The sequence below is a fragment of the Holdemanella sp. genome (genome assembly GCF_056804935.1).
The window spans coordinates 1-9113 of record NZ_DBMEXE010000022.1 but is presented as its reverse complement, the minus strand read 5'-3'; the positions used below and the strand labels follow the sequence as shown (position 1 = coordinate 9113).

Genomic DNA, 9113 nt, shown 5'->3' with positions numbered 1-9113 from the left:
TTCACATCACCATAGTATAGTTTTGTATCCTCCCGAATTCTTTGGTCTAAACTAATACAGGTTTGATTTAAGTAACACTACTTTCTTATGCTATGACGCAAAATATCATAGGCCTTATTTTTAGTGCAACGCCTATAAAATCCTGAAAACGAAAGTGCACGATCCATTCGATATTCAAATATACAATGATACAACAATAAATCGGCATGACGATAGAATTCTTCTTTTTCGCAAAGAATTGTGTTTGTCTTTCGTACAAAAACATCCGCCCATATGTCCGTCACCATAGGTCTATAGTATTGAATCAAATTTTTCATTTCCGTAAAATCATTCATTTGAACCATGTATATACATTCATATATATTCATCTTTATCACCTAAATCCATTATAACGAGGCAATGTGAAAAAGACATTAAAAAAGCCGATTTTATAAAAAATCGACTTATTTGATTGGATTTCTTTGGTTGTATACCTCATACATCAAGACAGCTGCTGCAACACTCGCATTTAATGAAGTGATACTTCCGACCATTGGTAGATACACCATATAGTCACATTGTTTCTTTACAAGATTTGAAATACCCTGACCCTCAGATCCTATAACCAATACAGTTGGTGAATCATACATACCTTCACGATATTCTCTTGCATCCTTCATATCTGTACCAACAACCCAATATCCTTCTTGTTTCAAGTTTCTTAATGTCTGCGATAAATTCGTCACAATCGAAACAGGTACAGTATAAGCAGCTCCTGTACTTGCCTTAACAACCGTTGGAGTTAATCCACAACTATTGTGTTTCGTCAAGATGACACCATCAACACCCGTACAATCACAAGTTCTTAAAATAGCACCTACATTATGTGGATCTTGAACACCGTCCAAAGCCACTAATAAGCCAGGCTTTTTAGCTCGTCTAACTAATTCTTCAATACTATATGTTTCAATTTCACTTGCTTTTACCGCAACTCCATTATGATGTGTCGAATTAGCAATTTTATCTAATTTTGCACGATTACAATATTCTACCTTTAAATTTGATTTTTGAATCGATTTTAAAAGCTTTGCGTCTTTCAATCCCTGAAGTACATATACTTTTTCGATTGAATCCGGATCATTTTGAAGTGTAGAATACACATTTTTTCCATATACGATCATAGACTGTCCCCTATCTCAATTATTCTATCTAGACAAACCTTAAGTCTATCCTGATGTCCATATAAATATAAATATCCCAACATAGATTCTAATGCGGTTGCTTCTAAGTATGTTTTGTGTGTCGCATTTTTAGCCTTTGAATGAATCGTCGCATTTCTTCCACGTGCAAGAATTGTTTTCTCATCCTCGGTAAAGAAATCTTCATCCATCATTGTATTCAACATAACAGATTGCCCTTTAGCACTACAAATTACAGCGTTTTTCTTCTGAAGGACATGGGCCTTGCGATACCCTAAACTTAGAAGGTGTTCGCGCACAGCCAAAGACATAACGGCATCACCAATCCATGCTAGACTTGTCGCATTTTCCGTTACAATTTCCATTACAGAATTCCTTTTTCAATCAATGCAGCACGAAGTGTATCCGCTGTTTCAAAATCTTTTTCTTTAACTGCACTTCTCCAGTTTTGATACATTTCTTTATCTTCTTCACTCATTGTGATCTTATCAAATTCAATACCTAAAATATAAAGCATCTTTTCTAATGTATGTACTAAAACAGCTAAATTTTCAACATCGATTTCTCTTTGACGAACCGCCTGATTGATTTTTTTAACGACTTCATAAACAACACTGATCGCATTAGGTGTATTTAAATCATCATTTAATGCATCAATAAATGAAGTATACGTTTCATCAAATGCAGTTGTTTCTTTAGCATTTGATAAAGCCAATTTTACACAAGCCTGTTTATAAGCAGCTGCAATCTTATCTAATTCTTTCTTTGAAGTTGAAAATGCCTCTTCATTTAAGTTTAGTGGAGCGCGATAATGTGTAGAAATCATCAACCAACGAGTTAAGTTTCCTCCATGGTTTGCGATCAAGTCTTTAGCCCACCATACATTACCTAATGATTTTGACATCTTGATACCATTGATATTGATCATACCATTGTGTACCCAGATATTTGCCAAGTGTGTATCGTTGCATACTTCACATTGAGCAATCTCATTTTCGTGGTGAGGAAATTTTAAATCTAAACCACCACCATGGATATCAATCAATGTTTTCTTAAATACATCCTGTATCATAACCACACATTCTGTATGCCATCCTGGACGTCCTTTTGACCAAGGTGAATCCCATTTAATTCCTTCCGTTGTCTCTTTCCATAAAGTAAAATCTAATGGATTCTCCTTCTTTTCATTTTCATCAATACGAGCACCAACCATTAGATCATCAATACTTTGATGAGACAGTTCTCCATATTTTTTATCACTATTAACTCGGAAATAAACATCGCCTCCCACTTGATAAGCTGAACCATTTTTAACCATCTTATCAATAAATTCGATAATACGATCCATTGTTTCTGTAACGCGAGGTGCATAATCTGGAAGATCTGCATGTAAACCTTTACGTACATCGTTATAGGCAACAATAAATTTGTCTGTGATTTCCTTTTCAGTAACATTTTGTTCAATAGCCGTTTTAATGATCTTATCATCTACATCTGTATAGTTTGAAGCAAAAGTCACTTCATAGCCTTGTGCAGACAATACTTTTTTTAATGTATCAAATACAACGATAGGACGAGCATTTCCAATATGTGGATAGTTATAGACCGTTGGTCCACATACGTACATGGAAATCTTTCCTGGTTCGATTGGTTTTAATTCTTCAATGGTTTGAGAATAACTATTATATAATTTCATAATAAAATGTCCTCCAATTCATATTGTTTATTATACAATACAAAACATGAAAAAAAAAGCTAACCAAATGGTCAGCCTACATGTAAATTAGTCATGATACGACGAATATCTTCTTCATATGGTGTACCCGCTAAATTTTCTAATGCAGGATTAAAGTATTCCATCATATGATCCACATCTTTTAAATAAGAATATTGAAGCCCAATTAAATATTGAATGGTTCCAACAGGGAATTTTTTATTGTTGTCTAGTTCGGACTTACCATCCCACATACCATTTAAAATTTCTTTACAGTCATCAATATATTTGGCTTCTTTCTTCATTAATATGCTGAATTGAATCTGCATATTCTTGAATGTCTTTTCATCAATATAGCTTTTTCCATAAGAAAGCATGCCCTCTGCTTTTTTGATTTTTCCTTTTTCTAAATAATAATAAAATCCACGAGTTGCGACACTAGCCTTTTGTTTATTTGAAATACGCATATTTTTCAACAATTCAAATTGTTCTTCGATTTTCGCATCATTTCTTTGTGCCAAATAACCACTTAAACGCATATACTCACGGTTAAATGCCTGATATGAGAATTTACATGCTCCTGTATCTAATGTTTTGTAGAATTCGTCATATTGTTCATTGTTTAATTGAACTAATAACTTCTTCCATACAACTTTTTTCATAATCATTGGCACTAAGATAAATACTAATGTCAATACAATTATGATCATTACATTCATTGTCTTACTATCCATTTTGTTCCTTATCCTTTTCTAATTCTAAAGTTAAATCACGAAACTGAGCTAATAAATCTTCGTCAATTCCATCTTTTCTTAATTTTTCCATGTAAACAGCATCTAAATCGTCTACATCTTTTGTTAAATCATCACGCTCAGAATCCGTCAAACGATGTCGAATACCCATCGCTAACACCTCACAATCTCTAAAGGTTAGAATACATGATTTACCTATTTATTTCAAGGTTTTGATTTGCACTTTTTAGTTAAGCATGCAAAAAAAAGGAACCCTATTGGATTCCTTTAAAAGTCTTACAATTATTAAGCTAATTCTGAGAAGTACTTAATTGTACGAACCATTTGGCTTGTGTAAGAGTTTTCGTTGTCGTACCAAGAAACAACTTGTACGTGAGTAGTTCCGTCACCTAATGAGTGAGCCATTGTTTGAGTTGCATCGAACAATGATCCGTAACGCATACCAACGATATCACTAGATACTAATTGTTCTTCAGTGTATCCGAATGATTCAGTTGTAGCAGCTTTCATAGCAGCGTTGATTTGGTCAACTGTAACTTCTCCGTCAACAACAGCTACTAAAATAGTAGTTGATCCTGTAGGAGTTGGAACACGTTGAGCAGATCCGATTAATTTTCCGTTTAATTCAGGGATAACTAATCCGATAGCTTTTGCAGCACCTGTTGAGTTAGGAACAATGTTAACTGCAGCAGCACGGCTACGACGTAAATCACCTTTACGTTGAGGTCCGTCTAATGTCATTTGGTCACCAGTGTAAGCGTGAACTGTAGTCATGATACCTGATTTAATTGGAGCTAATTTGTTCAAAGCGTTAGCCATTGGAGCTAAACAGTTTGTTGTACAAGAAGCTGCAGAAATTACTGTATCTTCTGGTTTCAATGTTTCGTGGTTTACATTGTAAACGATTGTTGGTAAGTCATTTCCTGCTGGAGCAGAGATAACAACTTTACGAGCACCTGCTTTAATGTGTGCTTCTGCTTTAGCTTTTGAAGTATAGAATCCTGTACATTCTAATACTACGTCAACTCCTAATTCACCCCAAGGTAATTTAGAAGCATCAGCTTCTGCGTAGATAGTGATTTCTTTTCCATCTACTGTAATTGAATTTTCACCAGCAACAACTGTGTCAGCCTTAGCGTAAGTTCCTTGAGTTGAATCATATTTCAACAAGTGAGCTAACATCTTAGGGCTAGTCAAGTCATTGATAGCTACTACTTCGTAGCCTTCAGCACCAAACATTTGACGGAATGCCAAACGTCCGATACGTCCAAAACCGTTAATCGCAACTTTTACTGTCATGTCAGTAAATCCTCCTTTAAATACCATTGTTATTATAAAAGCCTACTGTTGATTTGTCAATTCTCTAACAAGTAAAACTTTTTACAACTAACAACCACTTATATTTTAGACTATTTACAGTTCATTCTCAAGCATTTTCACACTTTTTACATAACCTTAATTGTGCTATTATATTCAAAAGGAGGAATTAAAAATGAATCAAAGTTTAATCCTAGATTTACTAGAAAATAATGCTCGTCTAACTTCACAAGATCTAGCGGATATTTTGAATGAAGATGAAGCAAGTATAAAATCAGAGATTCAATCTTTAGAAAAAAACAAAATTATTTGTGGCTATCACACAATTATCAACTACAATAAAGCGTTAAAAGATCAAAAAGTTTTAGCTTATATTGAAGTAAGTTGTACACCTACAAGAAATAGAGGCTATGACAAGACAGCAGCATTAATTGCCAACTATCCAGAAGTAGATACAATGTATCTATTAAGTGGAGATTGTGATTTCTTATGTTTAGTACAAGGTAAAACCATGTTTGAAGTGGCTCGCTTTGTTTCAGATAAGATTGCCTGTGTTGAAGATGTTCGTTCCACAAAGACATTATTTGTCTTAAAACAATATAAGCAAAGTGGTATTGTCATGATTGACAAACCGGAAGATAAAGAATCAAGATTGGTTGTGACTCCATAATGAAAAGTTTATCTACAAAAGCAACATCTATCAAACCAAGTGGAATTCGTAAATTCTTTGATTTAGCAAGCACAATGGAAGGCGTTATCTCTTTAGGTGTTGGTGAACCCGATTTCGCTACGCCATGGCACATTTGTGAAAATGCGATTCACTACATGAGTACAGGACACACTCACTATACAGCCAATCGTGGATTGTTGGAGCTTCGTGAAGAAATCTGTAAATTCCATAAGGAACATTACAATCAAACATATGATCCTGAAAATGAAGTTATTGTCACAATTGGTGGTAGTGAAGCCATTGACTTATGTATGCGTGCCCTGTTGAATCCAGGCGATGAAGTTATTGTATTAGACCCTAACTACGTTGCTTATGCACCAAGTGTTATACTAAGTGATGGTGTTGTTGTCCCTTTACAGTTAAAAGAAGAAAATGATTTTAAAATTCTTCCAGAAGATTTAAAGAAAGTCATCACACCAAAGACAAAAGCTATGATTATCAATTATCCTAGCAACCCTACAGGTGGTGTCATGACAAAAGAGGACTACGCAAAAATTGTTGATATCATCAAAGAATCCGGTATATATGTTGTGAGTGATGAAATCTATGCCGAACTAAGCTTTGATCAGCCTTTTGCATCATTAGCCCAATTTGACGAAATCAAATCTCAAATTATTGTCGTAAATGGTTTTTCAAAAGCATATGCAATGACAGGATGGCGTCTAGGCTATTGTATGGCCAACAAAGAACTTTCTTCTGTTATGAATAAGATTCACCAATATGTAATCATGTCAGCTCCTGTTATGTCTCAATACGCAGGTATCGAAGCCATTAAAAGCGGCTATGATGATGTATTGATGATGAAAGATGATTATCTAAAAAGAAGAAACTTCTTAGTCAACCGACTCAATCGTATGGGACTAAAGACAAATATGCCTCATGGTACATTCTATGTTTTCTGTAACATTCAATCGACAGGACTGGATTCAGAAACATTCTGTGAAAAATTACTACAAAAACAAAAAGTTGCCTGTGTTCCAGGAAACGCTTTTGGACAAAGTGGTGAAGGATATATCCGTATCTCTTATGCATATAGCATAGATCACATCAAAGAAGCTGTTGTTCGTTTAGAACAATTCTTGAAGGATTTAGACAAATAAGTCTAGATCCTTTTTTTCAAATAAACAGAAAAAAGGATGCCATTTTATTTTGACATCCTTTAATACTACTTGGCAATCAAATCATCCATTGCCTTTTGGAAATGAACTGTTTTGTTGTGAGCATCTTCTTTTGAAGATCCCTTGATACAATAGTAGAATTTACATTTTGGTTCTGTCCCACTAGGACGTACCGCAATCCAACTTCCGTCTTCAAGATAGTATTTTAATACATCCGATTTAGTGAATCCAGTAAGTTCAGTTACTGTATCTGCTTCTTTGATTACACATTCTTTATAGTCTTCACTACGAACAACTTTCGTACCACCAATTTGTGTTGGAGCATCTTTTCTTAAGTTAGCTAAGATTTCTTTAATACGTTTAGCACCCGCTTCACCAGCTAATGATAACGCAACTTGACTTTCTTCATATGTACCATGACGGTCATATAAGCTATCTAATACGTCAACCAAATCTTTACCTTGTTCTTTGTAGAATGCACAAGCTTCTGCAAGCATTAAACAAGCCTGAGGAGCATCTTTATCACGTACAAAAGGTTTAATTAATGAACCATAGCTTTCTTCATATCCAAATACATAGTTCTTTTCGTGCGTTTTTTCATATTTCGCAACTTTTTCACCAATGAATTTGAATCCAGTTAAAGTTTTTTCTGTTGTAACACCATAATCAGAAGCGACTTTTTCTCCTAGATCACTTGTAACAACTGTATTGAACATTACAGGATTTTCAGGCATTTTACCTTGTTTTTGAAGTTGTGAACAAATATATTCAATTTCAACAGAACCAGATTGGTTTCCTGTTAATACAACATATTCACCATTGTGCAAGACTCCAACACCCATACGGTCAGCATCTGGGTCACAAACTAAAATTAAGTCTGCTTGATTTTCTTTTGCGTATTTTAATGACAATTCATAAGCACCCGCTTGTTCTGGGTTTGGTGTAGGTGTATTAGAGAAATCAGGATCTGGACTACATTGCTCTACAACTGGAATGCAAGTATATCCTGCACGTTTATAAACTTCTTGAACAGGAATATTAGCAGTTCCATGTTCTGGTGAAAATACGATTTTAATATCTTTTTTAACTTCAGGATTCAATTGAATACTTAATACATTTTTGTAGTATTCTTCATCCACATCTTTACCAATAACTGTAATTAATTTCTTTTGCTCTTCTGTACAGTTTGCATCAATTGCCAATTCATCTTCAATTGCGTTAACCTTATCAATAACCTGACTAGCTAAACATGGAATCAACTGACATCCTTTATCATCATACAATTTATATCCATTGTATTCTTTTGGGTTGTGACTGGCCGTAATCATAATACCACCAAAGCAATTTAAATGACGTACCGCAAAACTCAATTCTGGAGTTGGACGTAATGATTCAAACACATATGATTTAATGTTGTTTTTTGCTAATAAGTCAGCACAATCAAACGCAAACTCTTTTGACATGTGACGGTTATCATAACCAATCGCAATACCAGCTTCACCACCGTTATTTTCATTAATGTAATTTGCGTATCCTTGAGTTGCCTTACGAATTGTATGAATATTAATTCGGTTTGTTCCCGGACCTAAAAGACCACGCATACCTGCTGTACCAAACTCAATTGTAGTATAGAATGCATCATTTTTTTCTTCTGCATCCATTGCTTCTAAAACAGGTTTGTATTGAGGGGCTAAATTTTCATGGTTTAACCATTTTGAATATCTTTCTTCAACAATAGACATTATTTATTCTCCTTCTTTTCTAACTTTGAAATAAAAAAGTCTCATAAAACTATGAGACTTTCTTTAATTAAGCAATGATCTTTTGAGCACGCAATACTTCTTCGATTGCAGCTACAGCAGCATCTTCATCTTCGCCTGAGCAGCTAATTGTGATTTCTGACTGTGTAGGAATTCCTAAAGACATAACTCCCATGATAGATTTCATGTTTACTTCACGTCCTTTGAAAGCTACATTGATTTCACTTTTAAATTTACTAGCAGCGTTAACAGCTACAGTTGCTGGACGTGCGTGAAGACCTACTGGATCTACTACAGTTACAGTTACTTGTTTCATAATTATCCTCCTAAATCAAATCTAAATGTATTTTATGACATTTTGCCAAAGAAAACAATACCTAAACGAATTTTTCTGATTCCGCTTCCATAATCGGTATATTTAAACCTTGCAACATTTGTGCAAAGACACCACTACCAGTTACTAGATTACCTGTAAAAGTCCCATTATATTTTCCCCTTTTATACAGAAACTAGATGTCAAGTTTTTCTTTCGCCCTTCCTTTGT

The 9113-nt window shown here is 34.5% G+C and carries 11 protein-coding genes; 2 read left to right on the top strand and 9 right to left on the bottom strand.

Annotated elements, in window-relative coordinates; translation table 11 throughout:
* Nucleotides 1–77: 77 nt before the first annotated feature.
* From ACZQCL_RS02155 to gap, 7 genes are all read right to left on the bottom strand, one after another.
* Nucleotides 78–368 carry a hypothetical protein gene (locus ACZQCL_RS02155; protein ID WP_482481751.1) on the bottom strand — a complete coding sequence of 97 codons (291 nt, stop codon included), beginning with the start codon at nucleotides 366–368 and terminating at the stop codon, nucleotides 78–80.
* 75 nt (nucleotides 369–443) lie between these two features.
* A complete protein-coding gene (gene rlmB / locus ACZQCL_RS02150; RefSeq protein WP_482481750.1) occupies nucleotides 444–1160 on the bottom strand; it encodes a 23S rRNA (guanosine(2251)-2'-O)-methyltransferase RlmB in 717 nt (238 codons plus the stop codon).
* Complete coding sequence (locus ACZQCL_RS02145; RefSeq protein ID WP_270489870.1) at nucleotides 1157–1543, bottom strand: Mini-ribonuclease 3; 387 nt, start codon at nucleotides 1541–1543, stop codon at nucleotides 1157–1159. Before ACZQCL_RS02145 ends, rlmB begins: the two co-directional genes overlap by 4 nt.
* The gene (gene cysS, locus ACZQCL_RS02140; RefSeq protein ID WP_482481749.1) at nucleotides 1543–2874 is read right to left on the bottom strand and encodes a cysteine--tRNA ligase; all 1332 of its coding nucleotides are present in this window, start codon (nucleotides 2872–2874) and stop codon (nucleotides 1543–1545) included. Before cysS ends, ACZQCL_RS02145 begins: the two co-directional genes overlap by 1 nt.
* A gap of 71 nt (nucleotides 2875–2945) precedes the next feature.
* Nucleotides 2946–3626, bottom strand: a complete 681-nt coding sequence (locus ACZQCL_RS02135; protein WP_227991595.1) for a hypothetical protein — start codon at nucleotides 3624–3626, stop codon at nucleotides 2946–2948.
* Entirely contained in the window at nucleotides 3619–3795 is a 177-nt protein-coding gene (locus ACZQCL_RS02130; protein WP_186998664.1) for a hypothetical protein, read from the bottom strand. The genes ACZQCL_RS02135 and ACZQCL_RS02130 overlap by 8 nt, the downstream gene beginning before the upstream one ends.
* A gap of 134 nt (nucleotides 3796–3929) precedes the next feature.
* Nucleotides 3930–4943 (bottom strand): type I glyceraldehyde-3-phosphate dehydrogenase, encoded by a 1014-nt coding sequence (gene gap, locus ACZQCL_RS02125; RefSeq protein ID WP_040466502.1) that lies wholly within the window; start codon nucleotides 4941–4943, stop codon nucleotides 3930–3932.
* A gap of 193 nt (nucleotides 4944–5136) precedes the next feature.
* On the opposite strand from gap, the gene ACZQCL_RS02120 reads away from it, so the two are divergent.
* The gene (locus tag ACZQCL_RS02120) at nucleotides 5137–5631 is read left to right on the top strand and encodes an Lrp/AsnC family transcriptional regulator (RefSeq protein WP_117926831.1); all 495 of its coding nucleotides are present in this window, start codon (nucleotides 5137–5139) and stop codon (nucleotides 5629–5631) included.
* Nucleotides 5631–6791, top strand: a complete 1161-nt coding sequence (locus ACZQCL_RS02115; protein ID WP_482481748.1) for a pyridoxal phosphate-dependent aminotransferase — start codon at nucleotides 5631–5633, stop codon at nucleotides 6789–6791. The genes ACZQCL_RS02120 and ACZQCL_RS02115 overlap by 1 nt, the downstream gene beginning before the upstream one ends.
* A 65-nt stretch (nucleotides 6792–6856) precedes the next feature.
* Here the strand turns inward: ACZQCL_RS02115 and ACZQCL_RS02110 are convergent, their stop codons facing one another.
* Together ACZQCL_RS02110 and ACZQCL_RS02105 are read right to left on the bottom strand one after the other, a co-directional pair.
* Nucleotides 6857–8551 (bottom strand): phospho-sugar mutase, encoded by a 1695-nt coding sequence (locus tag ACZQCL_RS02110; RefSeq protein WP_418582123.1) that lies wholly within the window; start codon nucleotides 8549–8551, stop codon nucleotides 6857–6859.
* A gap of 67 nt (nucleotides 8552–8618) precedes the next feature.
* A complete protein-coding gene (locus ACZQCL_RS02105; RefSeq protein WP_003866017.1) occupies nucleotides 8619–8885 on the bottom strand; it encodes a phosphocarrier protein HPr in 267 nt (88 codons plus the stop codon).
* Between the last annotated feature and the right edge of the window lie 228 nt (nucleotides 8886–9113).